The sequence below is a fragment of the Pseudomonas sp. SJZ074 genome (assembly GCF_007828215.1).
In the GTDB taxonomy this organism is placed as follows: Bacteria; Pseudomonadota; Gammaproteobacteria; order Pseudomonadales; family Pseudomonadaceae; genus Aquipseudomonas.
The window spans coordinates 42,131-67,934 of record NZ_VIUE01000012.1 but is presented as its reverse complement, the minus strand read 5'-3'; the positions used below and the strand labels follow the sequence as shown (position 1 = coordinate 67,934).

At 60.8% G+C, this 25,804-nt stretch carries 27 protein-coding genes; 7 read left to right on the top strand and 20 right to left on the bottom strand.

Going from position 1 to position 25,804, the window contains the following annotated elements; translation table 11 throughout:
* The first annotated feature begins 23 nt into the window (after nucleotides 1-23).
* Entirely contained in the window at nucleotides 24-671 is a 648-nt protein-coding gene (pdxH, locus tag FBX99_RS14695; RefSeq protein WP_055127019.1) for a pyridoxamine 5'-phosphate oxidase, read from the top strand.
* Here pdxH and FBX99_RS14690 read toward each other — a convergent pair.
* The gene (locus tag FBX99_RS14690; RefSeq protein ID WP_052126395.1) at nucleotides 619-903 is read right to left on the bottom strand and encodes a hypothetical protein; all 285 of its coding nucleotides are present in this window, start codon (nucleotides 901-903) and stop codon (nucleotides 619-621) included. The genes pdxH and FBX99_RS14690 overlap by 53 nt on opposite strands.
* Nucleotides 904-1,074: 171 nt before the next feature.
* Here FBX99_RS14690 and FBX99_RS14685 point away from each other — a divergent pair, with 171 nt between their 5' ends.
* Nucleotides 1,075-1,539 carry a glycine zipper 2TM domain-containing protein gene (locus FBX99_RS14685; RefSeq protein WP_024776354.1) on the top strand — a complete coding sequence of 155 codons (465 nt, stop codon included), beginning with the start codon at nucleotides 1,075-1,077 and terminating at the stop codon, nucleotides 1,537-1,539.
* A 255-nt stretch (nucleotides 1,540-1,794) separates the two neighbouring features.
* Here the strand turns inward: FBX99_RS14685 and nhaA are convergent, their stop codons facing one another.
* Nucleotides 1,795-2,982 (bottom strand): Na+/H+ antiporter NhaA, encoded by a 1,188-nt coding sequence (gene nhaA / locus FBX99_RS14680; RefSeq protein ID WP_144928670.1) that lies wholly within the window; start codon nucleotides 2,980-2,982, stop codon nucleotides 1,795-1,797.
* 256 nt (nucleotides 2,983-3,238) lie between these two features.
* Between nhaA and FBX99_RS14675 the strand changes: the two genes are divergently transcribed.
* A complete protein-coding gene (locus tag FBX99_RS14675; RefSeq protein WP_145131868.1) occupies nucleotides 3,239-4,333 on the top strand; it encodes a PLP-dependent cysteine synthase family protein in 1,095 nt (364 codons plus the stop codon).
* Nucleotides 4,334-4,456: 123 nt separating this feature from the next.
* Here the strand turns inward: FBX99_RS14675 and FBX99_RS14665 are convergent, their stop codons facing one another.
* The 3 genes from FBX99_RS14665 to FBX99_RS14655 form a co-directional block, all read right to left on the bottom strand.
* A complete protein-coding gene (locus FBX99_RS14665; RefSeq protein WP_144928674.1) occupies nucleotides 4,457-6,070 on the bottom strand; it encodes an NAD(P)/FAD-dependent oxidoreductase in 1,614 nt (537 codons plus the stop codon).
* A 217-nt stretch (nucleotides 6,071-6,287) separates the two neighbouring features.
* Entirely contained in the window at nucleotides 6,288-6,962 is a 675-nt protein-coding gene (locus tag FBX99_RS14660; RefSeq protein ID WP_144928777.1) for a COG3650 family protein, read from the bottom strand.
* Nucleotides 6,963-7,041: 79 nt separating this feature from the next.
* A complete protein-coding gene (locus FBX99_RS14655; RefSeq protein ID WP_144928676.1) occupies nucleotides 7,042-7,641 on the bottom strand; it encodes a short chain dehydrogenase in 600 nt (199 codons plus the stop codon).
* 104 nt (nucleotides 7,642-7,745) lie between these two features.
* Here FBX99_RS14655 and FBX99_RS14650 point away from each other — a divergent pair, with 104 nt between their 5' ends.
* Nucleotides 7,746-8,660 (top strand): LysR family transcriptional regulator, encoded by a 915-nt coding sequence (locus tag FBX99_RS14650; RefSeq protein ID WP_144928678.1) that lies wholly within the window; start codon nucleotides 7,746-7,748, stop codon nucleotides 8,658-8,660.
* A gap of 7 nt (nucleotides 8,661-8,667) precedes the next feature.
* On the opposite strand, the gene FBX99_RS14645 is transcribed toward FBX99_RS14650, so the two are convergent.
* From FBX99_RS14645 to FBX99_RS28895, 10 genes are all read right to left on the bottom strand, one after another.
* Entirely contained in the window at nucleotides 8,668-9,168 is a 501-nt protein-coding gene (locus FBX99_RS14645) for a DoxX family protein (protein ID WP_144928680.1), read from the bottom strand.
* Nucleotides 9,165-9,923: a DUF2063 domain-containing protein gene (locus tag FBX99_RS14640; protein WP_145131866.1), complete on the bottom strand. Its 759-nt coding sequence runs from the start codon at nucleotides 9,921-9,923 to the stop codon at nucleotides 9,165-9,167. Before FBX99_RS14640 ends, FBX99_RS14645 begins: the two co-directional genes overlap by 4 nt.
* Complete coding sequence (locus FBX99_RS14635; RefSeq protein ID WP_144928684.1) at nucleotides 9,920-10,789, bottom strand: DUF692 domain-containing protein; 870 nt, start codon at nucleotides 10,787-10,789, stop codon at nucleotides 9,920-9,922. Before FBX99_RS14635 ends, FBX99_RS14640 begins: the two co-directional genes overlap by 4 nt.
* Before the next feature lie 25 nt (nucleotides 10,790-10,814).
* Entirely contained in the window at nucleotides 10,815-11,120 is a 306-nt protein-coding gene (locus FBX99_RS14630; protein WP_144928686.1) for a DUF2282 domain-containing protein, read from the bottom strand.
* A 214-nt stretch (nucleotides 11,121-11,334) separates the two neighbouring features.
* Entirely contained in the window at nucleotides 11,335-12,036 is a 702-nt protein-coding gene (locus tag FBX99_RS14625; RefSeq protein WP_144928688.1) for an ABC transporter ATP-binding protein, read from the bottom strand.
* Nucleotides 12,037-12,804: a high-affinity branched-chain amino acid ABC transporter ATP-binding protein LivG gene (gene livG / locus FBX99_RS14620; protein WP_145131865.1), complete on the bottom strand. Its 768-nt coding sequence runs from the start codon at nucleotides 12,802-12,804 to the stop codon at nucleotides 12,037-12,039.
* Nucleotides 12,801-14,054 (bottom strand): high-affinity branched-chain amino acid ABC transporter permease LivM, encoded by a 1,254-nt coding sequence (locus tag FBX99_RS14615; RefSeq protein ID WP_144928692.1) that lies wholly within the window; start codon nucleotides 14,052-14,054, stop codon nucleotides 12,801-12,803. The genes livG and FBX99_RS14615 overlap by 4 nt, the downstream gene beginning before the upstream one ends.
* Nucleotides 14,051-14,974, bottom strand: coding sequence for a high-affinity branched-chain amino acid ABC transporter permease LivH (gene livH, locus FBX99_RS14610; RefSeq protein WP_144928694.1), 924 nt, complete (start codon nucleotides 14,972-14,974; stop codon nucleotides 14,051-14,053). Before livH ends, FBX99_RS14615 begins: the two co-directional genes overlap by 4 nt.
* A 274-nt stretch (nucleotides 14,975-15,248) precedes the next feature.
* On the bottom strand, nucleotides 15,249-16,376 hold the full coding sequence (locus tag FBX99_RS14605; protein WP_144928696.1) for a branched-chain amino acid ABC transporter substrate-binding protein: 1,128 nt from the start codon (nucleotides 16,374-16,376) through the stop codon (nucleotides 15,249-15,251).
* A 60-nt stretch (nucleotides 16,377-16,436) separates the two neighbouring features.
* Nucleotides 16,437-16,715, bottom strand: a complete 279-nt coding sequence (locus tag FBX99_RS28895; RefSeq protein WP_154673553.1) for a hypothetical protein — start codon at nucleotides 16,713-16,715, stop codon at nucleotides 16,437-16,439.
* Between FBX99_RS28895 and FBX99_RS14600 the strand changes: the two genes are divergently transcribed.
* Nucleotides 16,714-17,019: a DUF2288 domain-containing protein gene (locus tag FBX99_RS14600; RefSeq protein ID WP_144928698.1), complete on the top strand. Its 306-nt coding sequence runs from the start codon at nucleotides 16,714-16,716 to the stop codon at nucleotides 17,017-17,019. The genes FBX99_RS28895 and FBX99_RS14600 overlap by 2 nt on opposite strands.
* Before the next feature lie 296 nt (nucleotides 17,020-17,315).
* On the opposite strand, the gene FBX99_RS14595 is transcribed toward FBX99_RS14600, so the two are convergent.
* Nucleotides 17,316-19,493, bottom strand: coding sequence for a hypothetical protein (locus tag FBX99_RS14595; RefSeq protein ID WP_144928700.1), 2,178 nt, complete (start codon nucleotides 19,491-19,493; stop codon nucleotides 17,316-17,318).
* 281 nt (nucleotides 19,494-19,774) lie between these two features.
* On the opposite strand from FBX99_RS14595, the gene FBX99_RS14590 reads away from it, so the two are divergent.
* Nucleotides 19,775-21,124, top strand: a complete 1,350-nt coding sequence (locus FBX99_RS14590; RefSeq protein ID WP_144928702.1) for an MFS transporter — start codon at nucleotides 19,775-19,777, stop codon at nucleotides 21,122-21,124.
* A 76-nt stretch (nucleotides 21,125-21,200) separates the two neighbouring features.
* Here FBX99_RS14590 and FBX99_RS14585 read toward each other — a convergent pair whose 3' ends face one another.
* Together FBX99_RS14585 and pobA are read right to left on the bottom strand one after the other, a co-directional pair.
* A complete protein-coding gene (locus FBX99_RS14585) occupies nucleotides 21,201-22,655 on the bottom strand; it encodes an MDR family MFS transporter (protein ID WP_144928779.1) in 1,455 nt (484 codons plus the stop codon).
* 132 nt (nucleotides 22,656-22,787) lie between these two features.
* Nucleotides 22,788-23,978, bottom strand: a complete 1,191-nt coding sequence (pobA, locus tag FBX99_RS14580) for a 4-hydroxybenzoate 3-monooxygenase (RefSeq protein WP_144928704.1) — start codon at nucleotides 23,976-23,978, stop codon at nucleotides 22,788-22,790.
* A gap of 173 nt (nucleotides 23,979-24,151) precedes the next feature.
* On the opposite strand from pobA, the gene FBX99_RS14575 reads away from it, so the two are divergent.
* Complete coding sequence (locus FBX99_RS14575) at nucleotides 24,152-25,045, top strand: helix-turn-helix domain-containing protein (protein WP_144928706.1); 894 nt, start codon at nucleotides 24,152-24,154, stop codon at nucleotides 25,043-25,045.
* Nucleotides 25,046-25,052: 7 nt separating this feature from the next.
* On the opposite strand, the gene FBX99_RS28890 is transcribed toward FBX99_RS14575, so the two are convergent.
* Together FBX99_RS28890 and FBX99_RS14570 are read right to left on the bottom strand one after the other, a co-directional pair.
* Nucleotides 25,053-25,229 carry a hypothetical protein gene (locus FBX99_RS28890; protein WP_178111942.1) on the bottom strand — a complete coding sequence of 59 codons (177 nt, stop codon included), beginning with the start codon at nucleotides 25,227-25,229 and terminating at the stop codon, nucleotides 25,053-25,055.
* 161 nt (nucleotides 25,230-25,390) lie between these two features.
* A complete protein-coding gene (locus tag FBX99_RS14570; RefSeq protein WP_144928708.1) occupies nucleotides 25,391-25,750 on the bottom strand; it encodes a DUF5064 family protein in 360 nt (119 codons plus the stop codon).
* Nucleotides 25,751-25,804: the final 54 nt, after the last annotated feature.

Genomic DNA, 25,804 nt, shown 5'->3' with positions numbered 1-25,804 from the left:
AGGCGAACCACAAGGAGTGCGCCATGACCCAAACGCTGGCTGATATGCGCCGCGACTACACCCGCGATGGCCTGGCCGAGGCGCAAGCCCCGGCCGAGCCATTTGCGTTGTTCCACCAGTGGTTCGCCGAGGCAGTGAAAACCGAGCAGGCCCCGGTGGAGGCCAACGCCATGACCCTGGCCACGGTGGACGCCGATGGCCGTCCGCACTGCCGGATCCTGTTGCTCAAGGGGTTGGATGCCCAGGGCTTTACCTTCTTCACCAACTACGACAGCGCCAAGGGCCAGCAACTGGCCGCGAATCCCTTCGCGGCCATGACGTTCTTCTGGCCGACCCTGGAGCGTCAGGTTCGCATCGAGGGTAAGGTGGTGAAGGTCACGGCGCAGGAGTCGGACGCCTATTATCAGGTTCGTCCATTGGGCAGTCGTCTCGGTGCCTGGGCCTCGCCCCAGAGCCGGGTGATTGCCGGTCGCGATGAGCTGGAAAACCTGCTCAAGGCCACCGAACAACGTTTCAGCGATAGCCAGCCCCACTGTCCGGAGCATTGGGGAGGGTATCGTTTACTGCCCGAGCGCATCGAATTCTGGCAGGGTCGCCCGAGCCGCCTGCATGATCGCCTCAATTACCGTCTGCAAGGGACGGACTGGACTCGCGAGCGCCTGGCGCCTTAGCATCGGCATAACCTGTCGCAGCGGCTTGAAGCCATTGCGGCAGGTCCCGGCGCTTGATCCCTTGTTCTCGGGCGCGGGCCAACTGTTGCAGCATGTAGGTTTTCTTTTGCTCGTCCTGCCCCGCCAATGACAGCGCCAGATCGCGGTCCATCCAGCGTTTGATCCGCACGTACAACCACCAGTGAAAGTACAGTCCGGCGATGGTGGTCGCGACGATGATGAAATAATCCATGCAAAATCCTTGGGCTGATGACGCAGGTTTCGGAAATTGACGCTACTGTTGGGTGAATTTTTCGGATGCGCCTGTATCCCACCTGAATGAAAACAATTTTATCCCGGCCAGGCCGTGACAGGCGTCAAGCTGCGGAGTTTAATAGTTCCCTGTCTTTTGGAGTTTGATGCTATGCGTAAGTCTGTTTTACTGGTTGCTTCCTTTTCCACGATGGCGATGTTGCTCACTGGCTGTCAGTCGAGCCTGACCGGTGACTCTTACTCCCGTGACGAAGCGCGTCGCGTGCAGACCATTCGCATGGGGACCATCGAATCCTTGCGTCCGGTCAAGATCGAAGGCACCAAGACCCCGATTGGCGGCGCTGCCGGTGCGGTGGTGGGTGGTGTAGGCGGCAGCGCCATCGGTGGCGGCCGTGGCAGCATCGTTGCTGCCGTTATCGGTGCCGTGGCCGGCGGCCTGATCGGTTCTGCGACTGAAGAAGGCCTGACCCGTACCCAGGGCGTGGAAATCACCGTTCGCGAAGACGACGGCAGCATGCGTGCCTACGTGCAGCAGGTTCAGGAAAACGAAGTGTTCCGCGTGGGTGAGCGGGTTCGTATTTCCACTGTGGGCGGGACGAGTCGCGTATCGCACTAAGCTGGATTGGGTAAGCGTTTCTCTGGTTTTAATGTCTGCTCAAAAAACGGCGCTTTCTCCAATGGAGGAAGCGCCGTTTTTTTGAGTGTACGCGTTCCCCTGTGGGAGCGAGCTTGCTCGCGATAGCGGTGAGTCAGCTTGAATAGATGCTGGATGTGCCGACGCTTTCGCGAGCAGGCTCGCTCCCACAGCGGGATTGCGTTTACTTCAAGAAGAAGGGATCGCTATACAGCGATCCCTTCTTGCGCGGGCGTATCAGGAGGACAACGCAGAAGGCTTGCGACTGGCCGCCGCTGCCACCATGTAGCCCAGCAGCGCCGCGAGGATCGACCCCGTGAGAATCCCCATCCGATCCATGCCGGCATACTCGCTGACGCCGGGCTCGAAGGCCAATGAGCCGACGAACAGGCTCATGGTGAAACCGATCCCGCACAGGATTGCCACCCCCAGTACCTGGCCCCAATTGGCGCCAAGGGGCAGGTTGGCGATGCCGATTTTCACGGCAAGCCAGGTCAGGCCGAACACGCCGACGGTCTTGCCCAGCAACAGGCCGACCGCGATGCCCATCGGCACGTGATGGGTGAAGCTCTCGATGGTGACACCGCTCAGGGACAAGCCGGCATTGGCGAAGGCGAACAGCGGCAGGATGCCATAGGCCACCCATGGATGCAGGGCATGCTCCAGGGTCAACAGCGGCGAGGTTTCGGCGTTTTTGGTGCGCAACGGAATGCAGAACGCCAACGTAACCCCGGCCAGGGTGGCATGGACCCCGCTCTTGAGCACGCAAACCCAGAGAATCAGGCCAACGATCATGTAGGGACCGAGCCTGACCACACCCATCCGGTTCATCGCCACCAGTACGGCAATGCATGCGGCCGCCAGCATCAGCGACAAGGTGGACAGGGCGCCGGAATAGAAAATGGCGATGATGATAATGGCGCCCAGGTCGTCGATGATCGCCAGGGTCATGAGGAACAGCTTGAGTGAAACCGGTACTCGTTTGCCCAGCAAGGCCAGCACCCCGAGGGCGAAGGCGATGTCGGTGGCCGTGGGAATGGCCCAGCCCGAAAGAGCCGCCGGATTGTCACGGTTGAGGAACCAGTAGATCAGCGCGGGCACGACCATGCCGCCAATCGCCGCTGCTCCCGGCAGGACGATTTGCGAAGGCTTCGACAATTGCCCATCAAGCACTTCGCGTTTGACTTCCAGGCCAATGAGCAGGAAGAACATCGCCATCAGGCCATCGTTGATCCATAACAGCAGCGGCTTGGCGATTTTCAACGCGCCGACCTGGACCACCACCGGGGTATCCAGCAGACCGCCGTACAGCCAGGAAAGGGGCGAATTGTTGATGACCAGGGCCAGCACCGCGGCGGCGATCAACAGCAGACCACTGGCTGCCTCCAGCTGGAAAAAACGTGTCAGGGAATTACGTAGAGGCAATTTCGCTCTCCATTCGTCAAACAAAAGTGGTCACACCCTAACCCGTACTGTTAGTTGTTAAAACAAAAGTTATATTCTTTTTTGTTATATGTCGTTACAAGGCCGGCGAGGCGGTCGGGCAGTTGCAGGGCATATTGGACCTTAGCTGTATCTGTGCCTGATGTCGGTTTTTTCCTAAGCTTGTGACTGGTTTTTCCCATATCCAGTCCTGACCGCCAGGCTTTCCCCGCGTCGAACCTATCCTGCGAGAAAACACATGAACGACCACCGTCAGTGGGCACGCGAAGCGATTCGCATCATTGAGGCCGATTTCCAGCGCAGCGCCGATACACATCTGATCCCGCTGCCACTGCCAGGTTTTCCGGGCATTGAGTTGTACTTCAAGGATGAGTCCAGCCATCCCACCGGCAGTCTCAAGCACCGACTGGCTCGGTCGCTGTTTCTCTATGCGCTGTGTAATGGCTGGCTCAAGCCCGGCGCCCCGGTGATCGAGGCTTCCAGTGGATCGACGGCCATTTCCGAGGCCTATTTCGTCAGGTTGCTGGGCTTGCCGTTCATTGCGGTCATGCCGGCGACGACGTCCCGGGAAAAAATCGCACAAATCGCGTTCTATGGCGGCCAGAGCCATCTGGTGGACGATCCTACCCAGATCTACGCCGAGTCCGAGCGTCTTGCCCGTGAGCATGACGGGCATTTCATCGATCAGTTCACCTACGCCGAACGGGCCACGGACTGGCGGGCCAACAACAACATTGCCGAGTCGATTTTCCAGCAGATGCGTTTCGAACAGCACCCGGAGCCGAGCTGGCTGATTTCCAGCCCGGGAACCGGGGGGACCACCGCGACCCTGGGCCGCTATGTACGCTATCGGCAGCACGGTACCCGCGTACTGTGTGCCGATGCCGAGCGTTCGGTGTTTTTCGACTACTACCGCAGCGGCGATGCCAGCCTGCGCCTGGAGTGCGGCTCGCGGATCGAAGGGATTGGCCGGCCACGGGTCGAGGCGTCGTTCCTGCCCAAAGTCATTGATGCGATGGTCAAGGTACCCGATGCCTTGTCGCTGGCGGCGATGCATTACCTGGCCCAGCGCTTGGGACGCCGGGTCGGCGGTTCCAGCGGCACCAACCTGATCGGTGCGCTGATCGCGGCGAAGCGGATGGTGGACGCCGGCGAATCGGGCTCGATCGTGGCAATCCTGTGCGACGGCGGCGAGCGTTATGCCACGACGTATTACGACCCGGCGTGGCTCAGGGCCCAGGGGTATGAGTTGGATGGATTGATGGATACCGTGGCGGCGAGTGTGGAGCGCGGTGAGGCGTTGCCGGAGAGTGTGTTGCGGGCGAATATCTGAAACTGAAGCGCCGAGACCCTTTGTGGGAGCGGGCTTGCTCGCGAATGCGGTGGATCAGTCAAATAATCGGTTGACTGATCCACCGCATTCGCGAGCAAGCCCGCTCCCACAGGGACGGTGTTGTCAGGCTTCCAGGCCGAGGATATCCCGCGCCACCGCTTCGGCTATGCGGATCCCGTCCACTCCCGCCGACAGAATCCCGCCTGCGTAGCCAGCGCCTTCACCTGCCGGGAACAGGCCTTTCACGTTCAGGCTCTGCAGCGATTCGTTGCGGGTGATGCGCAGCGGCGATGAGGTGCGGGTTTCGATCCCGGTCAGCACGGCGTCGTGCAACGAGTAGCCGCGAATCTGTTTCTCGAATGCCGGCAGGGCTTCGCGGATGGCTTCGATGGCGAAGTCCGGCAGGGCCAGGGCCAGGTCGCCCAGGGAAACCCCCGGCTTGTAGGACGGCTCGACGCTGCCCAGTGCCGTGGACGGTTTACCGGCGATGAAGTCGCCCACCAGTTGCGCCGGGGCTTCATAGTTGCTGCCGCCGAGCACGAAAGCGTGGGATTCCAGGCGTTCCTGCAGCTCGATTCCGGCCAGCGGGCCACCCGGGTAGTCCACTTCCGGGGTGATGCCCACCACGATGCCGGAATTGGCGTTGCGTTCGTTGCGCGAGTACTGGCTCATGCCGTTGGTCACGACGCGGTTCGGCTCGGAAGTCGCCGCTACCACGGTGCCGCCCGGGCACATGCAAAAGCTGTATACCGAACGGCCATTCTTGGCGTGATGCACCAGTTTATAGTCGGCGGCGCCGAGTTTCGGGTGACCGGCGTATTTGCCCAGGCGCGCGCTGTCGATCAGCGATTGCGGGTGTTCGATACGGAAGCCCACCGAGAACGGCTTGGCCTCCATGTATACACCACGGCTGTGAAGCATGCGGAAGGTGTCCCGGGCGCTGTGGCCCAGGGCCAGGATCACGTGCCTGGAGTGAATGCGTTCACCGCTGGCCAGTTCGACACCGACCAACTGGCCGTCTTCGATCAACACGTCCGTGACCCGCTGCTGGAAGCGTACTTCGCCGCCGAGGGTGCGAATCTGCTCGCGCATGGTCTCCACCACGCCCGTCAGGCGGAAGGTGCCGATGTGCGGCTTGCTGACATAGAGGATTTCTTCCGGGGCACCGGCCTTGACGAATTCGTGCAGTACTTTGCGACCGAGGAACCTCGGATCCTTGATCTGACTGTAGAGCTTGCCGTCGGAAAACGTTCCCGCGCCGCCTTCGCCGAATTGCACGTTGGATTCGGGGTTGAGCACACTTTTGCGCCACAGGCCCCAGGTGTCCTTGGTGCGCTGGCGCACTTCCGGGCCGCGTTCGAGGATGATCGGCTTGAAGCCCATCTGTGCCAACAGTAGGGCGGCGAAGATGCCGCACGGGCCGAAACCGACCACGATCGGCCGCTCGCCCAGGCCTGCCGGTGCCTGGCCGACCATCTTGTAGCTGACATCCGGCGCTTCGTTGACGTTACGGTCGTCGGCGAACTTGCGCAGCAGGCCGGCTTCATCGCGTACCGTCAGGTCGAGGGTGTAGATGAAGCACAGTTCGGAAGACTTTTTCCGTGCGTCGTAGCTGCGCTTGAACAAGGTGAAGTCGAGCAGGTCATCACTGGCGATGCCCAGGCGTTGCAGGATGGCCGCGCGCAGGTCTTCTTCGGGGTGGTCGATCGGCAGCTTGAGTTCGGTGATTCGTAACATGACGGGATCCGGTTCGCGGGGCGCACAACTGCGCCAGGGCGTGCTTCAAACCGGCGATTATATGCTGCAATCCCCGGATCCCCTACCGTGGTGTTCACCTCAAGGAACCAGATGAACCTGTGGCGAGGGGATAAATCCCTCGCCACAATGATTCATGAAGCTTAAGTGAACCGTATTGCCCTTAACCGGAAGCTTGTCTCCGTCGGTATTGAGGGCCTCAGTCGTTACGCGCACCGCCAAAGTAGGCGCAGCCACGCTGGACCACGCCATTGACCCGCAACTCGGCAGTCATGTGCTGGACACTGCCGCTGGTGCTGTCGACGCAACGCTGTGGCGCGACCCACAGCTCGACTTTCTGGCCGTTGGCTTCGGTACTCAGGTCGAAACGGCCGTCCCCCAGTTGCTCTTCAACGTAAGGCACCGCGAGCGCAGGCTGGCCGTCACGTTCCAGCACGAGGCCCTTGCCGCTGGCCTTGAGACTCCATTCTGGACCGTGGCCGGTGGCGTGTAGCACCAGCCGTTTGAAGTCGCCATCGTCACAGGCCGTGCCCGAGCGTTCCAGGCGGTACAACTGCTCCAGGTCCAATTGGCTGTCGGCCCCCGCCGTGGCGCCGGAGACGATATGACCACGCACGTCGGCGAACAACTTGCCGCGCTCATCGGCCAGGCTGGCGGCTTGTTGCAGCACGCTGGTGCCGCCGCTGTCATTGACGATGTAGCGGCGTTGTTCCTGGCAGGGCTGGAACACCAGCTTGCCGTCGGCCGCCGTGAGTTCGCCTTGCATGCGCGTCTGTCCGGCGTGGGAAGCGCTCTCGCGCGGGGGATCGAGCAATTGGCAGCCGGCGAACAGGGGAAGGAGGGCAACACACAACAGGGAACGGGCGGCACGCATCATCGGGTCTCCAGACAGGTGCCGTCACGTTACTCAGACTGCTCCCGCATCACAAGCAGGAGCGTAGGCAAAGTGCTATTCAACCAACATGAAAAGTCTGGCCGGTTTGTAGGCCCTCGACGCTCTTGGCGTAGGCCAATGCCACGTCGGCCGCCGCCACTGGTTTGTAGCCGCGGAAATAAGGGGCGTATTTGTCCATGGACTCCAGCAGCACGTTCGGGCTCACCGAGTTGACTCGCAGGCCCCTCGGCAACTCGATGGCCGCCGCTCGCACGAAACTGTCCAGGGCACCGTTGACCAGCGCTGCCGAAGCGCCGCTCTTGATCGGATCGTGGCTCAGCACACCGGTGGTGAACGTGAAGGATGCGCCGTCGTTGGCGAATTCTCGACCGATCAGCAGCAGGTTGACCTGGCCCATCAACTTGTCCTTCAAGCCGAGGGCGAAACTTTCCTCGGTCATATCACCCAGCGGTGCGAACGTGACGCTGCCGGCGGCGCAGATCAGCGCATCGAAGCGCCCGGTTTTTTCGAACAGGGCGCGGATCGAGGCGCTGTCGCTGATGTCGACGTGCAATTCACCGCTGCTGCGGCCGATTCGAATGATTTCGTGGCGTGGCGCCAGTTCGTTGGCAATGGCCGAACCGATGGTGCCGTTGGCGCCGATCAACAGGATCTTCATGGGCTGTTCCTCAGTGGGTTGAACGAGGTTGCAGTTTAGAGTGGTTTTTTCCATTGATAAGCGTGCTAATAGGCAACCTTTGGTTTTCTATTGGAAACAACCCAATGAGCGAGATGGATGACCTGGCGGCGTTCGCCGTGTTGATCGAAGCCGGCAGTTTTACCCTGGCGGCCCAGCAATTGGGGTGCAGCAAGGGCCAGTTGTCCAAGCGCATCAGCCTGCTGGAAAGTCGCTTTTCGGTGATGTTGTTGCAGCGCACTACTCGACGCTTGAGCCTTACCGCGGCCGGGGCGGCCTTGCTGCCACAGGCCCAAGCGCTGTTGGTTCAGGTGCAAAGGGCGCGTCAGGCTCTCGCCCGGTTGAAAGACGATATATCCGGGCCGGTGCGAATGACGGTGCCGGTGTCGTTGGGTGAAACCTTCTTCGAGGGGCTGCTGCTGGAGTTCGCCCGCACGTACCCCAACGTGCAGATCGAACTGGAACTCAGCAACGGTTATCGTGACCTGACCCGCGACGGTTTCGACCTGGCGATCCGCTCCGACGCCGCCATCGATGAGCGACTGGTCGCCCGACCCTTGTTGGCGTGGCACGAGATGACCTGCGCCAGCCCGGCTTATCTCGATCAATACGGCGAACCACAAACGCCCCAGGCCCTGGCTGAGCATCGCTGCCTGCTCAACAGCCACTACAGTGGCCGGGAAGAGTGGCTGTATCACCAGCAACACGAATTGCTGCGGGTGCGCGTCTCGGGGCCGTTCGCCAGCAATCACTACAGCTTGTTGAAAAAAGCCGCCCTGGCGGGTGCCGGAATCGCCCGGCTGCCGTCTTACCTGTTGAATGAGGAGTTGGCCGATGGACGCCTGTGCTGGCTCCTACGGGATTTTCAGACCCGTCGTATGCCGATGTACCTGGTGCACCCCTATCAGGGCGGCTTGCCCAAGCGCACCCAGGTGCTGGCCGATTATCTGATTGACTGGTTCAAGCGCAGTGGCGAGGCGCTGGACCGGCTCCAGCAATAACGAGGCATCACACCGGCCCGTGTGGGAGCGAGCGGGCTCGCTCCCACACGGCAATCAGGTGGTCGATGGACAGCACGCCGGGGCCGCGGGCCATCAGGTAAAGCAACACCGCTGCCCAGGTGCCGTGGGTCGGGTAGGCATCGGGGTAGACGAACAGCTCAATGGTCAGGGTCATGCCCAGCAATGCCAGTGCCGAAAACCGCGTGGCCAATCCCAGCAGAATCAGGACCGGGAAGAAATGCTCGGCGAACGCGGCGAGGTGTGCGGCGATTTCCGGTGACAGCAGCGGCAGGGCGTATTCGCTTTTGAATAACGGAATGGTTGAGTCGGCCAGGTGCGGCCAGCCGAGCTGGAAGGTGCCATCGATCAGGTCGATGGCCAGGCCTTCGATTTTCGTCTGGCCGGATTTCCAGAACACGGCGGCAATCGAGAAGCGTGCGACGAAGGCGATCAGGCTGTGGGGGATTTTCTCCAGCCATTGAATGAAACCGGCAATCAGGGCGTTCATGGGGATACCTGTTCGGCTAGTAGATGGGTGATGGCCTGGTGGCGGATGAGCCCCGCCAGGGTGTGTTCCAGGTCAAGATCGATTGAGGCCTCAATGGCAGCCGTCAGGGAAAACCCCTGTTGCAGGGCGGCGATGAACCCATGGGCAGCCCGACTGATCGCAAACACTTCCACGTCCAGGCCGTTGCGCAACACCAAGGCGTTTTGCGCGGGAAACGTTTCGAACGGTACGGGCGCCTGGTGCTGATGGGCGGCCCAGATCGTCACCACGGCGTAGGGGGATTGCAGCAGACGCAATGACGGGTGAAGCCCGACCTTCAGGTGTCCCGCCAGCGTGGGTGACGACAGCGCCGCCACGATTCGCTCTTGCGCCATGGGCTCGGCGTCGACGGCATGCCAGGCTTGCACGTGCAGTCGCTCCAACCGAGCGACGTCCGCCAGGTAAGGCACGCTGGCGGCGGGTTCGAAGTGTTCGATGAACTCGGCAAAGTCGCCGCCGTAGTCGTTCATCACCGGGCTGCGCGGCGGCGTCGATTGGGCAAAGACCCTGGCCATGGCCCGGAAGAATTCCTCGCCCACCAGTTGTGCCACCACCGGGTAGTTGTCGGCCAAGGCGTTGATCAATGAGCTGAGCACGTTGTTGCGGTACACCGCGAAACGGCTTTCCGGGGCCGCCCCATTGGCGCTGACTAGGCCGGGCGGGCACGCCTTGCGCGGGTCTAGCAGGGCGGCGGCAAAGGCGTGCTGGTTGCTCATGGCCGGGCACCCGTGGCGCTCAACAGTTGATCGGCCTGGCGTGCTTCGGCCAGCAGTACCTCCCATGCCGGGACGTGGTTGTCGCGCTCGATCAAGGTCGCGACCGGCCCGGTCCGCTCCAGTGCCTGGCGATACAGTTGCCAGACCGCGTGGTCGACGGGTGCGCCGTGATCGTCTATCAACAGGCGCGCGCCGAGGCTGTCGGAATCTTCGGCGAAGCCGGCCAGGTGAATTTCGCCGGTGGCATGCAGAGGCAGGGTGTCGAGGTAGGCCAATGGATCGCGGCAATGGTTGACGCACGAAACGTAGACGTTGTTCACATCCAGCAGCAGGCCGCAGCCGGTGCGACGGATTACTTCGCTCATGAACTGTGGTTCGTCGAGGGTCGAGGTTTCAAAGGCCAGGTAGGTGGCCGGGTTTTCCAGTAACAGCGTGCGCTTGAGGCTGGATTGCACCTGGTCGACGTGTTCGCAGACCCGCTCGAGGGTTGCTTCGTCATAGGCCAGGGGGAGCAAGTCATTGAGGAACACCGGGCCGTGGCTGGACCAGGCCAGGTGTTCGGAAAAGGATTGGGGCTGATAGCGTTCGATCAAGGCGGCCAGGCGCTGCACATGCGCGACATTCAGCGGCTCCTCCCCACCGATCGACAGGCCGACGCCATGCAGCGACAGCGGGTACTGTTCGCGTATCAGCCCCAGGAAGTGATGAAGCGGCCCGCCGGCCACCATGTAGTTTTCCGCGTGCACCTCGAAAAAACCCAGATCCGGACGGGTCTGCAGGACCTCACGAAAATGCGCACTCTTGAGCCCCAACCCTGCCCTTGGCGGCAGTCGGCTATCGGTGGCGAGGGACGGGGTGTTCAACATGGTGGCTGGCCTCAGGCGGATGCGATCAGGACTTGGCTTTGAATGCTTCGAGCTGGCCGAAACCGGTGGGGGAGGTTTTGCTTTCCATGGTGGTGCAAGTGCCTTTCGGGACCGATTTCCAGGCGTTGCCCTGATAGTCCATCTTGGCGGTACCGGCACAGGTGGTGCCGGCGCCGGCGGCGCAGTCGTTCTTGCCTTTGAGGGCAACGCCGAAGCACTTTTCCATGGCGTCGTCGGTTGCGTGAGCGGTCGAGACGGCAGCCAGGCTCAGGGCAGAACCCAGGGCCAAAACCAGGGCGGAGGCGGACAGGGTACGGGTGGTAGCGGACATGATGTTTCTCCAGTTCTTCTTGGGAAATGAACCGGCTTCAGCGCCGGTCTGCTGAACTAGAGAGGGGAGGTGGGGAAGTGTTACAGCGAGTTCTCGAATTATTTTGATCGCCGCGAAATTTGTGTTGAAAGGCATTAAAAGAAGCCACAAAGGTGTTTGCTTGAAATTGGTGCAAAAAAACGGCCCGAAGGCCGTTTTTGTTTACCTCGACTCCTTAACCGCCCAGGTACGCCTCGCGCACCTTCGGATCGGTCAGCAGCGCTTCACCGGTGCCCTGCATCACCACGCGACCGTTTTCCAACACATACGCCCGGTCGGCGATTTTCAGCGCCTGGTTGGCGTTCTGCTCCACCAGGAACACCGTCACGCCATCCTTGCGCAGTTGTTCGATGATGTCGAAGATCTGCTGGATGATGATCGGTGCCAGGCCCAGGGAAGGCTCGTCGAGCAGCAGCAGCTTGGGTTTGCTCATCAGCGCACGGCCAATGGCGAGCATCTGCTGTTCACCACCGGACATGGTGCCGCCGCGCTGGGTAAAGCGTTCTTTCAGGCGTGGGAAAAGGTGCAGCACCTTGTCCATCTGTTCCTGATAGTCGCCCTTGTCGGTGAAGAATCCGCCCATGGCGAGGTTCTCTTCCACGGTCAGCCGGGCAAATACCCGACGACCTTCCGGCACCACTGCAATGCTCTTGCGCATGATCCGCGACGAGTCCTGGCCCACCAGTTCCTCGCCCATGTAGCGGATGCTGCCGCTGTGGGCCTGGGGCGAACCGCAGAGGGTCATCAGCAGGGTGGACTTGCCGGCCCCGTTGGCGCCGATCAGCGTCACGATTTCGCCCTGGCGCACGTCCACGTTGACGCTGTGCAGGGCCTGGATCTTGCCATAGAAGGTGGAAACGTTTTCGAACTGCAGCATTTACGCTTCCCCCAGGTAGGCTTTGATCACTTCAGGATTGTCCCGGATCTGTTCCGGCGTGCCGTTGGCCAGGGGGGTGCCCTGGTTGATCACCACGATGTGGTCGGAAATGCTCATGACCAGTTTCATGTCGTGTTCGATCAGCAGCACCGTGACGTTGTGCTCTTCACGCAGCACGCCGATCAGGGCTTTCAGGTCTTCGGTTTCCTTCGGGTTCAGGCCGGCGGCCGGCTCGTCGAGCATGAGGATCCGCGGACGGGTCATCATGCAACGGGCGATTTCCAGGCGCCGCTGCTGACCATAGGCCAGGGTGCCGGCGGTACGGTTGGCGAACTCTGTGAGGTTGACCTTTTCCAGCCAGTACTCGGCGTACTCCATCGCCTCGCGTTCGCTCTTGCGGAACGACGGGGTCTTGAACAGGCCGGCGAAGAAATTGGTGTTCAAGTGACGATGCTGGGCGATCAAGAGGTTCTCGATGGCCGTCATCTCCTTGAACAACCGCACGTTCTGGAAGGTGCGCACCACGCCCTTGAGGGCGATCTTGTGCCCTGGCAGGCCCTGGATCGGCTCGCCGTCCAGCAGGATGCTGCCGCCGGTTGGCTGGTAGAAGCCGGTCAGGCAGTTGAACACCGTGGTCTTGCCGGCGCCGTTCGGCCCGATCAAGGCAACCACCTGTTTCTCTTTCACGGTCAGGGCCACGCCATTGACCGCCAGCAGGCCGCCGAAGCGCATGCTTAGGTTTTCAACCTTGAGGATCTCGCGGCTCATTTGCGCAGCTCCATGTGAGGGCGTTGCATAGGCAGCAGACCTTGAGGACGCCAGATCATCATCAGCACCATCAAGGCGCCGAACATCAACATGCGGTATTCGCTGAATTCACGCATCATTTCGGGCAGCAGGATCATCACGATGGCCGCCAGGATCACACCCAACTGCGAGCCCATCCCACCCAGTACCACGATGGCGAGGATGATCGCCGACTCGATGAAGGTGAAGGATTCCGGCGTCACCAGGCCTTGGCGAGCGGCGAAGAAACTGCCGGCGAAACCGGCGAAGGCAGCGCCCAGGGTGAAGGCCGACAGCTTGATCACGGTCGGGTTGAGACCCAGGGCACGGCAGGCGATTTCGTCTTCGCGCAGCGCTTCCCAAGCACGGCCGATGGGCATGCGCAACAGGCGGTTGATGACGAACAACGCGGCCAGGGCCAGCAACAGCGCCACCAGATACAGGAACACCACTTTGCTCACCGGGTTGTAGGTCAGCCCGAAGAACTCGTGGAAAGTCTGCATGCCCTCAGCCGCATTGCGGTCGAAGCTCAAGCCGAAGAAGGTCGGCTTGGGAATGTTGCTGATGCCGTTGGGGCCGCCGGTGAGGTCGGTGAGGTTACGCAGGAACAAGCGGATGATCTCACCGAAGCCCAGGGTCACGATGGCCAGGTAGTCGCCCCGCAGGCGCAACACCGGGAAACCCAGCAGGAAGCCGAACGTGGCCGCCATCATCCCGGCGATCGGCAGGCAGACCCAGAAGCTCAGGCCGAAGTAATGGGACAGCAGCGCGTAGCTGTAGGCGCCCACGGCATAGAACCCCACGTAGCCCAGGTCGAGCAGGCCGGCGAGGCCGACCACGATGTTCAGGCCCAGGCCCAGCAACACGTAGATCAGGATCAGGGTGGCGATATCCACCGCCCCGCGGGAGCCGAAGAACGGCCAGACCAGCGCAACCACGATCAGACCAATGATGATCCGGCGCTGGGTGCGTGGCAGGGTCAGGAACTGGCTGACCTTGGGCGACACCAGCGGGCCGCGGTTGGAACGCAGCACGGCACTGACCTGTTGGCTGAACAGCACCCGCAGGAACATCAGCACCGAGCACAAGGCAATGACGCTCAGGGTCAGCGGACCGGTACCGTGCACTTCAAGGTTGACGCCGACGATGCTCAGCTTGAGACCGAGCACCGGGAAGGCGACGGCCCAGACCAGCAGGGCGCTGAACAGCGCCTGTTTAAGATATTTGTTCATACTTTCTCAACCTCCGGACGGCCCAGGATGCCGGTCGGCCGGAACAACAGAACCAGGACCAGGAGACCGAACGCCACCACGTCCTTGTACTGGTCACCGAAAATATCGGCGCCGAATGCTTCGGCCACCCCCAGCACCAGACCGCCGAGCATCGCGCCCGGAATACTGCCGATGCCACCCAGTACCGCCGCGGTAAAGGCCTTCAGGCCCACCAGGAAACCGGCGTTCGGGTTGATCACGCCGTACTGCATGCTCAACAGCACGGCAGCGACGGCCGCCAGGGCGGCACCGATGACGAAGGTCAGGGCGATGATGTTGTTGGTGTTGATGCCCAGCAGGTTGGCCATCTTGATGTCCTCGGCACAGGCGCGACAGGCGCGGCCCAGGCGGGAACGGGAGATGAACAGGGTCAGGCCGAGCATGGCGATCAGGGTCACGACGAAGACCAGGATCTGCATGTAGGAAATCAGGACTTCTTCAGCACCGCCCGGACCAAAGGAGAAACTCCCCGGGATCAGGTTGGGAATGGACTTGTCCTTGGAGTCCTGGGACAGCAATACGGTGTTTTGCAGGAACAGCGACATGCCGATGGCGGAAATCAGCGGGATCAGACGGTTGCTGCCACGCAAGGGCTGGTAGGCAACGCGTTCGATACTGTAGCCATAGGCACTGGTCACGACGATCGACGCGATGAACGCGGCGGTCATCAACAACGGCAGTGAGTGGATACCCAGCATGGCCAGCCCGGCAAGGGCAATGAAAGCCACGTAGGAACCGATCATGTACACCTCGCCATGGGCGAAGTTAATCATTCCAATGATGCCGTAAACCATTGTGTAGCCAATGGCTATCAAGGCATAGGTGCTGCCAATGGTCAGGCCATTAACCAGCTGTTGGAAAAAGTGATAGATCTCAGGCATTACAGCACTCCTAAAAACCCGATACGCATTTCACTGGTGGAGTCATGTTCCGGCCCTGTGCTGTGTTCTGTTGTCACATTTGCACGGAGCGTTTGCCAGCGAACCGCTGGTGACGGTTTTAAGATTTTCAGGTGAACCAGCGCCCGGATCGCGGGTGCCTGGCCCATAAACCTCGTAAAACAAAGCCCACTGCTTGCACAGTGGGCTCGTTGACCGTGAGTGCCCTGTATCACAAAGAAAGAACGTATTTGTGAAACAGGACACTAGGCCGGGCTTACTGAGGGGAAACTTCGGTTTTCGGTTTGCCGAAATGCCACTGGTAGACCACGAATTTGAAGTCCTTCAAGTCGCCTTTCTTGTCGAACGACAGCTCGCCGGTCGGGGTCTTGAAGCTGCCTGCGTGGAGGGCTTCAGCGACCTTGGTGGTGTCGTCGCTCTTGGCGGCCTTGATACCTTCGGCGATCAGCTCGACGGCGGAGTAGGCCGGGAACACGAACGGACCGCTTGGATCCTTGCCGTCGGCCTTGATGGCCGCAACGATTGCCTGGTTCGCAGGATCGGCGTCGAAGGATTTCGGCAGGGTCACCAGCAGGCCTTCGGAAGCGTCCTGGGCAATTTGCGAGATGGAGTCGTTGCCGACGCCTTCAGGCCCCATGAACTTGGCGTTCAGGCCTTTTTCCTTGGATTGACGCAGGATCAGGCCCAGCTCTGGGTGATAGCCGCCGTAGTAGACGAAATCGACGTTGTTCTGCTTGAGCTTCTGGATGATCGAGGAGAAGTCCTTGTCACCGGCGTTCAGGCCTTCGAATACGGCGACTTTCACGCCTTTGCTCTCGAGGGTCTGCTTGACGGCGGTGGCGATGCCTTCACCGTATTGCTGTTTGTCGTGCAGGACCGCAACGACCTTCGGCTTGACGTGGTCGGCGATGTAGTTGCCGGCGGCAGGGCCCTGGGCGCTGTCCAGGCCGATGGTGCGGAAGATCAGCTTGTAGCCACGGGCGGTGATTTCCGGGCTGGTGGCCGCTGGGGTGATCATGATCACGCCTTCGTCTTCGTAGATGTCCGAAGCCGGTTGGGTGGAGCTGGAGCACAGGTGACCGACGACGAACTTGACGCCATCGTTGACCACTTTGTTCGCCACGGCTACGGCCTGTTTAGGGTCGCAGGCATCATCGTATTCCTTGGCTTCGAGCATTTTGCCGTCGACGCCGCCCTTGGCGTTGATGTCCTTGATGGCTTGGTTGGCACCAACGAATTGCATGTCGCCGTACTGGGTCACCGGACCGGTCTTGGGACCAGCGATGCCGATCTTGATGGTGTCGGCGGCGAACGAATGGCTGGCAACCCCGGCCAGAACCATAGCGGCAAACAGTTTGGAAATCTGCTTAGTAGCCTTAGTCATAGTGCTCCACTCATGCTGTTGTAGTTTTTATAGTCCTGGCGCCGTAGCAGCAGAACCGGGTCAGATATCTTCGATATCCCCTCGGAAAATGCCCCCGGCAACTGTACCGGTACAGTGTAGAGCGCCGGTTGTTGGCAAGGGAAGCTGGCGCTTGGGGGCAAAATCAGGGGGTGTCGCTTTATTGAAAGAAAAAGACAGAATAGCGGCGGGTAATGTCCGGTCAAATCGGCAGTCCCTGGCTTTGCTGTGCTTTTCAATCGTACTCCAATTGCTACCGGGTTTTTCTGCCAGACCACCGACGTTATCATTCGCGCCGATTTCTTTTCCGGACAGGCCCATGAATCAAGAACCTAGCACCCTCTATGCCAAACTGCTTGGAGAAACTGCAGCCATTACCTGGAAGGAGTTGGAGCCGTTCTTTGCCAAGGGTGCCCTGTTATGGGTCGAGCCGGCACTGGATTTGATCGCCGCCGCCGAGGCTGTCGCCCAGGACGAAGGCCACAAAGTCGCCGCCTGGCTGGCCGGCGGGCAGCTCGCCAAGCTGTCTGAAACGCGGGCGCTGGATTTTCTCGAGCGTGATCCAGTGTTGTGGGCCGTGGTGGTTTCGCCTTGGATAATGATCCAGGAAAGGGCGTCGAATTGATCGGTGCGCTAAATTGGTGCGCATCCTGGTCGAGTAAAAGTGTGTAGCGCAGTAGCGTGATGGCACCCTGCCGTGGTGAAACGCCACAAAGCAGGGTGACGTATACGTAACGGGAACAGTTTATTGAGCAGCCGTTGGGCTGCTTAATTGTTTCTGGATGTTGTATTGGTGGGGTGTTCAAGGGCCATTCGCGAGCAAGCCCGCTCCCACAAGGGACCGCGTTCTTCCTGGAAGAACACAGTTCAATGTGGGAGCGGGCTTGCTCGCGAAAGGGGCGACGCGGTGTCGTGCCTGACTCAGTAAGTCCGCCCCGTATGGTTATTAAGCGAAATAACCTTGGTCTTGCCTATGCGATGACGGTAGATCTCGCGCAGGTATTTGATGGCTTTCTTCACGCAATCACGGGACAGGCGGATGTCGTTGATCGAGACGAACTTGTCCTTGTCGTTGATCAGCTCGCGGTATTTCTTCTCGTACATCGGCTTGATCGCGTACCAGTTGGTGTCGAGGATCTTCGCCGGGTTCTCGAATTCGTTGAGCAGGTCGTCGATCCGTTCCTCGTCGAAATCTTCGTTGATGATGAAGTCCAGGATCGAGTTATCCAGGGTGTCATCGAAGCGATACGGGTTGCGGGCGAAACAGCGTTTGATGAAGGCCACGATCAGGGTCAGGAAGTCATCCGACAGGCATGGGCTCTTGGCGATCAGGGTGGTCAGCGACAGGTTGGCCGAGGCGCCGATCACCAGCGCATAACGCTTGAGAGTGGTGTTGGGGAACAGGCTGTTGAGGTGGGTCTTGAGCCGGTTCAGGTCCATGTAGGACAGCTTGTAGTCCTTGGGCAGCGACACGATGGACACCACCGACGAGCAGTTCTTGAAGAAGTGCAGGTCGTGCAGGGCGGCGGCATCGTAGCCGGAGTTTTTGTACTGTTCCAGCGAAGCCCGGTAGCGCTTGGATTCGATCGGCAACAGGCTGATGCCTTCGATGGCCTGGGTCACTTTGTTGAAGTGCGGCAGGTCGATGGAGCGGAAGAACAGGTCGTCGATGTTCAGGCGTGGCGGTTCTTTGTCGAACACCTTGAACTTGTCGTTGCTCGGCGCCGGGGTTTCCGGGACGACGGACTCGGCGTAGGCAATCGCCACGGGACCGGCCAGGCTCATGAACAGGTCGTTGGCGTCCAGGCGGATGGTTTCGCCGATGTCGATGCCGGCGCGGCGGAAATAGTTCTGGTCGTAGTCGGTGGTGACCGCCTGGGCCGTCAGGATGTTGAAGATCTGCTGGGAGATGTACTGGTTGGCGTGCTTCTCCATGGCATTGACATCGATGTTCTGGATGTTGCCGTCATCGTTCTCTTCGGCGTAGCGCATGATGTCGTTGGAGATCAGCATCATTGCGTTCCAGGGGCGGATACGGCCCATGACGCTGGCTTCGCTGCTGTCTTCATTGGCGAAGTTGTACGAGAAATCCCATTCTTCCGACAGGTACTTGCACAGCAGCCGGCCGGCGTTGATGTGCAGGGCTTCGGACATTTCGCTGCGGTGATCGGAAATGTTCGGCAGCACGCAGATGCCGCTGGTGAAGATCGGCTCGAAGACGAAAGAGTGGCCGCTCTTGCCGTCGTGCTCGTCCATCGGCTTGGTGTCGAACGTCTTGTTCATGTACGAGTGTTGCTGGGCCAGGCCGAACTCCGAGGCCATCCCCGAACCGGTACCGCCGCCGGCGCTGAAGATCGAGAAGTACAGGCGCGACTGGTTGGCCTTGATGCCGCAACTGTCGATCAGGTACGAGTGGATCATCTTCCAGTCGGGGCTGGAGAAACGCTGGGTGTCCTTGTTCAGGATGATCTTGGCCAGGTACTGGCCCAGGATGGGTGCGTTACCGGCACCGCCAGCATGGACTTCCGACAGGTCCATGATCTTCATCTTGCTGTAGTCGCGCAGGAAGCCGGTCTTTTCGCCCTTGCGCGAGAAGCGGATACGTCCGGCAATGTCCTTGTCGAGGTCGCCGAGCATCACCAGCGGCTCCACCAGAAACACCGGTTTGGTCGACTTGCCGGTGCCCAGGCGCAGGTTGTTGCGGATCCATTGCGCAGGACGGTAGCCCTTGTCGCTGTAGGTCTTGTCTTCGCTGTTGAATTCGTTGAGGTAGAACTTGCGGGCGTTGTAGACCAGTTCCGCCACGTCCAGGGCGATGTTGGAGCCGCAGCGCCCCAGGCCGATCAGGCACACCGACGGGAATTCCTGCTGGTCGCGTTCGCTCTCGTCGTCCACCAGATGGGGTGGACGCGGGAAGACGGTGTCGCGCAGGCCATCGAGGTTATCGAGGATGCGGTCGGTGTTGGTCTCGGTGAAATACAGATACTGCTGCGTCGCCAGCGGACGCGAGCTGTTCGATGACTTTGGGGTCTCAGGACCGTTGGCGGCCGGGCCCAGGGTCAGATCGGATACCGCAGTGGCAGTTTTTTTTGAGGTCATTGTGCGCCGTGGCCTGAACTGGTGGGTTGGACGATCGCTGTCATCGAACCATCGCGGATGAAAGAAGCTTCATGATGGATCGGCCACCGGGGCATGATCTTTAATCGGCAACCGGCAAGATGATGGCATTTGTTACAGTTTGTTGGCCGGCACCAATGAACCGCCGTGCCCCATGGTCGGGTATCAGCGCTGCGAATGATTGGAGACAGCCCCCGCGCCGCTGTCTAGATTGCAGATTCCGGGCTCGGATGCTCGCCCATAACAATAAAAGAGACGGAATCATGCAGAACTCGACCCAAGCGGCGAATGCCTGGCGCATTCTGTTCCTGTTGTTTCTGGCCAACCTGTTCAATTTCTTCGACCGCACCATCCCGGCGATCATCATCGAGCCGATCCGCATGGAGTGGAGCCTCAGCGACTTTCAGATTGGCATCATCGGCACTGCGTTCACCATCGTGTATGCCATTGCCGGCCTGCCGCTGGGGCGCATGGCCGATACCGGATCGCGCAGCAAGTTGATGGGCTGGGGGTTGGCGGCCTGGAGCGGGCTGACGGCCGTCAATGGCCTGGTGGGCAGCTTCTGGGCGTTCCTGCTGGTGCGCATGGGCATCGGCATTGGCGAGGCCAGTTATGCGCCGGCTGCCAACTCGCTGATCGGCGATCTGTTCCCGGCCCATCGTCGGGCGCGGGCCATGGGCATTTTCATGCTCGGCCTGCCGATCGGATTGCTGCTGGCGTTCTTTACCATCGGGGCGATGGTCAAGGCCTTCGACAGCTGGCGCGCGCCGTTCTTCATTGCCGCGGTGCCGGGGCTGGTGCTGGCGGTCTTTATGTTCTTTATCAGGGAACCCAAGCGCGGTGCGGCGGAAACCGTACCGGTGTCCCAGGAAAAAATTGACCGGCCGATCCGCCGGGTGCTGGCGATTCCCACTTTCTTGTGGCTGGTACTGGCGGGGCTGTGTTTCAACTTCGCCACTTATGCCTGCAACTCGTTCCTGGTACCGATGCTGCAGCGTTACTTCCAGATGCCCCTGCATGAAGCCGCCGTGGCCACCGGGATCATGGTGGGCGTGACCGGGTTGTTCGGGCTGACCCTGGGGGGCTGGATCGCCGATAAGATCCATCAGCGCGTGGCCAATGGCCGTTTGCTGTTCGCTGCGTTCAGCCTGGTCATTTCCACGCTGACCACGACCTGGGCCTTGTATGCCGGACGGATTGAAATCGGCGTGTTCGTTGCGGTGTTCAGCGTCGGTTGGCTGTTCGCCTATACGTTCTATACCTGTGTGTATACGGCGATTCAGGATGTCGTGGAGCCGCGTCTGCGGGCGACGGCAATGGCGTTGTTCTTCGCCGGACTGTACCTGCTTGGCGGAGGCCTGGGGCCGGTGGTGGTCGGCGGCCTGTCGGACTACTTCGCCCACGTGGCCATGGCGGCGGCCGGCGCTCCGCAGATGACCGAAGCATTCAAGGCCATCGGTTTGCATGATGCGATGTACCTGATCCCGGTGGCGCTGTTTTTGACCATGGTGTTCCTGTTCCTCGCATCGCGCTGTTTTGCCCGCGATGCCAGGCGGATGAAAGAAGGGATGAGCGCGCAGGTGGAGCCGGGGGTTGTGGTGGCGACGGCTTGAGTCCTTCAGCCTTGCAAAGAAGCTTTTTGTGGCGAGGGGATTTGTATTTCACTCAGGGTTCTGTGTTTCAAGGCAACTACCGAACCTGTTCCTCCCGTCCACGCAACAGTCTATTCGGCATCGCCACCGCCGCCGCCAACCCCAGCAATGACACAGCCGCGCTGATCAGCAGCAGATGCCGGAACGTCGTCTGCAATTCCAGGCGCAGGGCGTCCCGTGCTTCGCCCGGGGCGGCGTTCAAGCCGTCCAGCAAGGCATTGCCGGAGTGGCCTTCGCTGATCAGCGACGAACCGGCGAGCTGGGCGAAACCTGAATCCTGCAGCAAGGCCAGCAGCAACGCCGACATCAGCGCCACGCCCACCGCGCCGCCGAGGGAGCGGAACAGGTTGGTGGTGCTGGTGGCGACGCCGATATCCCGTTGTTGCACCGAGTTCTGCGAACCCACCAGCGAAGTGGGAAACTGCATGCCCGAGGCGATGCCGCCCAGCAGCATGAACAGGCTGCTGAGCCAGAACGCGTCGGGCGCCGTGCAGGCCATGCCGAGGATGGCGAAGGGGAAGAGCAGGGCGCCGCTGAGGATCATCGGTTTGTAGCGACCCGTGATCGAGGTGCGGCGTCCGGCGAAATACGCGCCGATGGGCAAACCCATCGCCAGCGGCAGCAGGTGCAATGCCGCGCTGTCGGCGCCGGCACCGGTCACGCTTTGAAAGCGCAATGGCACCAGTACCGTCAGGGAAATCGCCTGGAAGCTGGTGAAAAATACCGTGCACCAACACAACACTGCGCTGCGGTTGACAAACAGGTGCATCGGCAACAAAGGCTCCCGGGCGCGGCGTTCGTGCCAGACGAACACGCCCAGCGTCACCACCGCGCACCCCAGCAGCCCCAGTACGCCAGGGCTGTGCCAGGCCTGCCCCTGGCCGACCTGGGTAATGCCCAGCAGCAAGGCGCTCAGGCCGATGATCAGCAACACGGTGCCCAGGTAGTCGATGATCGGCGTGCGTTGCGGCACCGACAGCCCGACCAGGGTGCGGCGGGCCACCAGCCAGGCGCCCAGGCCCAGCGGCAGGTTGATCCAGAACACCCAGCGCCACGACAGGTATTCGGTCATGTAGCCGCCCAGCACCGGCCCGGCCACGCTGGCCACCGCGTACATGCTGCTGAAGTAACCCTGATAGCGGCCACGCTCGCGGGGCGGCACGATGTCGCCGATGATCGCCTGGCTCACGGAGATCATCCCGCCGGCACCGATGCCCTGAAGGATCCGCGCCAGCACCAGCTGTTCCATGCTTTGCGCCAGGCCGCAGAACAGCGAAGCCAGGGTGAACAGCCCCATGCCGAACAGCATCAGCGGCCGGCGACCATAGAGATCGCCCAGCTTGCCGTAGATCGGTACCGCCACGGTCGTGGCGACCATGTAGCCGGAAATCACCCAGGCCAACAGGCTGACGTCCTTGAACTGGGCGGAGATGGCCGGCATCGAGACGGCGACAATGGTCTGGTCCAGCGCACCGAGAAAAATCGCCAGCATCAGGGCCACCAGTACGCTGCGGATGGCGGGCGGCTGGACATTGAGCGAATTGAGCTGAGTCACGGTAGAACCTGCGGGATCACGCCAAAGAGGCGAGTGGAGACGGAGCCCGCAGTGTAAATCGGTAGTCGGCTATTCGATAGCCTCGTAAGGAAGTCCGACGTAATTTTCCGCAATGGTTTTCCGCCCGGCTTCGGAGTCGACGAAATATTCCAGCTCGGCTTCGCTGATGCGCTGGTTGAAGGCGTCGTCGTCGAAGCGGTGCAGCATCGATGTCATCCACCAGGAGAAGCGCTCGGCCTTCCAGACACGTCGCAGGCAGATGGCCGAATACTTTTCCAGCAGATCCACCCGGCCTTCGCGGTAGACCTTGAGCAGGATGTCGAACAGCGTGCTGACGTCGCTGGCCGCCAGGTTCAGGCCCTTGGCGCCGGTGGGCGGGACGATGTGGGCGGCATCGCCCACCAGGAACATGCGCCCGTACTGCATCGGTTCGACCACGAAGCTGCGCAGCGGCGCGATGCTCTTCTCGATGGACGGACCGGTCACCAGGGCGTCGGCCAGGTCGGCGGGCAGGCGGGTCTTGAGTTCGGTCCAGAAGCGCTCGTCCGGCCAGTCGGCGATCTGTTCTTCGGCGGGTACTTGCAGGTAGTAACGGGTACGGGTCTTGGAGCGCATGCTGCACAAGGCAAATCCGCGCTCGTGGCGGGCGTAGACCAGTTCCTCGTTGACCGGTGGGGTGTCGGCCAGGATGCCAAGCCAGCCGAAGGGGTAGACCCGTTCGAAGACCTTCAGTTTTTCCGCCGGAATGGATTGCCGTGCCACGCCATGGAAACCGTCGCACCCGGCAATGTAGTCGCAATCCAGGCGCCAGGTTTCACCCTGGTGCTCGAACGTCACGAAAGGCCGGTCGGTCTGCATGTCGTGGGGTTGGGCCTTGTCGACCTGGTAAAGCGTGCGGGCACCGGCCTTTTCGCGGGCCGCCATCAGGTCGCGGGTCACTTCGGTCTGACCGTAGACCATCACGTTCTTACCGCCGGTCAACCCTTTGAGATCAATGTGCACCCGACGGCCATTGAGGACCAGTTCGAAACCGTCATGCTCCAGCCCTTCGGCGTCCATGCGTTGGCCGACGCCAGCCCGGCGCAGCAGTTCGGCCATGCCCTGCTCCAACACACCGGCGCGGATGCGGCTAAGGACATAATCCGGGGTTTGGCGTTCGAGGATCAGGGTGTCAATTCCGGCATTGTGCAATAACTGGCCAAGCAGCAGTCCAGAGGGGCCGGCGCCGATAATGGCGACTTGGGTTTTGAGAGTTTTCATTGTTGTTATGACTCGCACGAAGCACGCGACCAGGGCCGGTGTGGAGGGTTATGAACCGAGTCCTTGCATTTTTTCCTTGCGGGCCTGTCAATTGAAGGGGAAAACTGAGCCGATACCTGTACTTTCTGCCAATCGGTGCGATTATCGCCCGCTACCCGAGGCCGATCCTCGTTATGAAAAAAACTGAGCTGCCTTCGATCCCGGTGTTCAAGCTCTACGGCGAAAGCCAGGACTGGCCGACGCCGGATTTGCTGCACTGTGAAACCATCTCCAAGCGCAGCCGCGAGCATCAATGGGAAATCAAACCCCATCGGCATGCCGATCTCTGCCAGTTACTGTTCGTCTTCAAGGGGCGGGCGGAGCTGGAGATCGAAGGCCAGCGCACCCAGCTTGACGAGCCGGCGGTGCAGATTCTGCCGCCGCTGTCGGTCCATGGCTTTCGCTTTTCCGAAGATGTGGAAGGTTACGTGGTGACCCTGGCGGCGCCGCTGGTAACGCACCTGCAGGGGCAGTTGGGCCATTCGGTGAACATCCTGGCCCAGGCCGAGAGTTACCCGGCGGGTGAAAACGCCGACTACCTCAACAGTCTGTTCAGCGCCTTGCAGAGCGAGTACATGGGGCATCAACCGGCCCGGGAAATGCTCATGCACGCACTGGTCAACGTGATCATGGTCTGGGTCAGCCGCCAGGTCATGCAGCGGCGCACCCAGAGCCAGCGCCCGCAGCGGGCCCGGGAATACCTCAACGGGTTCATTCAATTGGTGGAAGAAACCTACCGCGAGCACGTCAAGGTCGAAGACCTGGCCCATCGCCTGGGCATTTCCGTGTCGCACCTCAACGGCACCTGCCGCGAGCTGGCGGGGCAGCCGGCACTGCAGATCATGCATGAGCGTCAGTTGCTCGAGGCCAAGCGAATGCTGACCTACACCGGCATGACCATCTACGAAATTTCCGAGGTGCTCGGGTTCTCCGATCCGACCAACTTCACCCGCCTCTTCCGCCGTCGCGTCGGTATCTCGCCCAAGGCCTTCCGGGACCGGCTCAAGACCGATCAGCCGGACGACTGAACACGCCTCAGCGCAAGGCGTTCAGGGTCGCGTTGTGCGGGATGCAGCGTTCGAAGTTGCAACTGGCGTATTCACGGGGCAGTTGCCTGGCCTGCTCGACCCGGTAGGCCGCCGTACCGTATAGCGCAAGCGTGGCGGTGCAGGTCACGAAAATGGCGAGGCGTCTTTTTGTTCTGATGTTCATGGCGATGACCTCTGAACGAATACCCTGGGGTACTGCTTTGAGCATAGGTCAGCCGGGGGGAGTTGCCAGTGGAGTGGAAGGTGCAATTACCCTGGCATTCAGGACACGGATACCCCTGTGGGAGCGAGCAGGCTCGCTCCCACAGGAGAAACAGGGGCGGTTTACGCCAAATGCTCGGGCTTCACCGGATCGCCCGGTTTTACATCCAGTTGCTTGCGCACATCCTCGAACATGTCGTCGTAATACGTGTGCATCGAGCCGATGCTGGCGCTCTTCGGCATGCCGTATTTTTGCGCGATGTTTGTGGCGTGCCGGGCAAAGTCGAAGGCCAGGTCCTTGGGCAGGAAAAAGCTCTCGTCGACGTTTTTGTTCTCGACCGTGCCATGCAACCGGAACGACATGCCGGTGCCTTCCGTGGGATCCTGGACCACTTCGTAATCGATGCAGAGGTTGTAGCTGAAATCATCCTTGTTCAGCGCATGGCGCTCTATGTGCAGGTGACCGGGTTGGAACATGGCCATGAGCGGCTCTCCTGGAAAGGCATGGAAGTAGAACAGACCCCGGATCTGTCCTGG

What these genes read in the sequence shown, in the direction of transcription:
- pdxH (WP_055127019.1), top strand. Translation starts at nt 24, where the DNA reads ATGACCCAAACGCTGGCTGATATGCGCCGCGACTACACCCGCGATGGC.
- FBX99_RS14690 (WP_052126395.1), bottom strand. Translation starts at nt 903, where the DNA reads ATGGATTATTTCATCATCGTCGCGACCACCATCGCCGGACTGTACTTT.
- FBX99_RS14685 (WP_024776354.1), top strand. Translation starts at nt 1,075, where the DNA reads ATGCGTAAGTCTGTTTTACTGGTTGCTTCCTTTTCCACGATGGCGATG.
- FBX99_RS14675 (WP_145131868.1), top strand. Translation starts at nt 3,239, where the DNA reads ATGAACGACCACCGTCAGTGGGCACGCGAAGCGATTCGCATCATTGAG.
- FBX99_RS14665 (WP_144928674.1), bottom strand. Translation starts at nt 6,070, where the DNA reads ATGTTACGAATCACCGAACTCAAGCTGCCGATCGACCACCCCGAAGAA.
- FBX99_RS14660 (WP_144928777.1), bottom strand. Translation starts at nt 6,962, where the DNA reads ATGCGTGCCGCCCGTTCCCTGTTGTGTGTTGCCCTCCTTCCCCTGTTC.
- FBX99_RS14655 (WP_144928676.1), bottom strand. Translation starts at nt 7,641, where the DNA reads ATGAAGATCCTGTTGATCGGCGCCAACGGCACCATCGGTTCGGCCATT.
- FBX99_RS14650 (WP_144928678.1), top strand. Translation starts at nt 7,746, where the DNA reads ATGAGCGAGATGGATGACCTGGCGGCGTTCGCCGTGTTGATCGAAGCC.
- FBX99_RS14645 (WP_144928680.1), bottom strand. Translation starts at nt 9,168, where the DNA reads ATGAACGCCCTGATTGCCGGTTTCATTCAATGGCTGGAGAAAATCCCC.
- FBX99_RS14640 (WP_145131866.1), bottom strand. Translation starts at nt 9,923, where the DNA reads ATGAGCAACCAGCACGCCTTTGCCGCCGCCCTGCTAGACCCGCGCAAG.
- FBX99_RS14635 (WP_144928684.1), bottom strand. Translation starts at nt 10,789, where the DNA reads ATGTTGAACACCCCGTCCCTCGCCACCGATAGCCGACTGCCGCCAAGG.
- FBX99_RS14630 (WP_144928686.1), bottom strand. Translation starts at nt 11,120, where the DNA reads ATGTCCGCTACCACCCGTACCCTGTCCGCCTCCGCCCTGGTTTTGGCC.
- FBX99_RS14625 (WP_144928688.1), bottom strand. Translation starts at nt 12,036, where the DNA reads ATGCTGCAGTTCGAAAACGTTTCCACCTTCTATGGCAAGATCCAGGCC.
- livG (WP_145131865.1), bottom strand. Translation starts at nt 12,804, where the DNA reads ATGAGCCGCGAGATCCTCAAGGTTGAAAACCTAAGCATGCGCTTCGGC.
- FBX99_RS14615 (WP_144928692.1), bottom strand. Translation starts at nt 14,054, where the DNA reads ATGAACAAATATCTTAAACAGGCGCTGTTCAGCGCCCTGCTGGTCTGG.
- livH (WP_144928694.1), bottom strand. Translation starts at nt 14,974, where the DNA reads ATGCCTGAGATCTATCACTTTTTCCAACAGCTGGTTAATGGCCTGACC.
- FBX99_RS14605 (WP_144928696.1), bottom strand. Translation starts at nt 16,376, where the DNA reads ATGACTAAGGCTACTAAGCAGATTTCCAAACTGTTTGCCGCTATGGTT.
- FBX99_RS14600 (WP_144928698.1), top strand. Translation starts at nt 16,714, where the DNA reads ATGAATCAAGAACCTAGCACCCTCTATGCCAAACTGCTTGGAGAAACT.
- FBX99_RS28895 (WP_154673553.1), bottom strand. Translation starts at nt 16,715, where the DNA reads ATGGGCCTGTCCGGAAAAGAAATCGGCGCGAATGATAACGTCGGTGGT.
- FBX99_RS14595 (WP_144928700.1), bottom strand. Translation starts at nt 19,493, where the DNA reads ATGACCTCAAAAAAAACTGCCACTGCGGTATCCGATCTGACCCTGGGC.
- FBX99_RS14590 (WP_144928702.1), top strand. Translation starts at nt 19,775, where the DNA reads ATGCAGAACTCGACCCAAGCGGCGAATGCCTGGCGCATTCTGTTCCTG.
- FBX99_RS14585 (WP_144928779.1), bottom strand. Translation starts at nt 22,655, where the DNA reads ATGCTGGCGATTTTTCTCGGTGCGCTGGACCAGACCATTGTCGCCGTC.
- pobA (WP_144928704.1), bottom strand. Translation starts at nt 23,978, where the DNA reads ATGAAAACTCTCAAAACCCAAGTCGCCATTATCGGCGCCGGCCCCTCT.
- FBX99_RS14575 (WP_144928706.1), top strand. Translation starts at nt 24,152, where the DNA reads ATGAAAAAAACTGAGCTGCCTTCGATCCCGGTGTTCAAGCTCTACGGC.
- FBX99_RS28890 (WP_178111942.1), bottom strand. Translation starts at nt 25,229, where the DNA reads ATGAACATCAGAACAAAAAGACGCCTCGCCATTTTCGTGACCTGCACC.
- FBX99_RS14570 (WP_144928708.1), bottom strand. Translation starts at nt 25,750, where the DNA reads ATGGCCATGTTCCAACCCGGTCACCTGCACATAGAGCGCCATGCGCTG.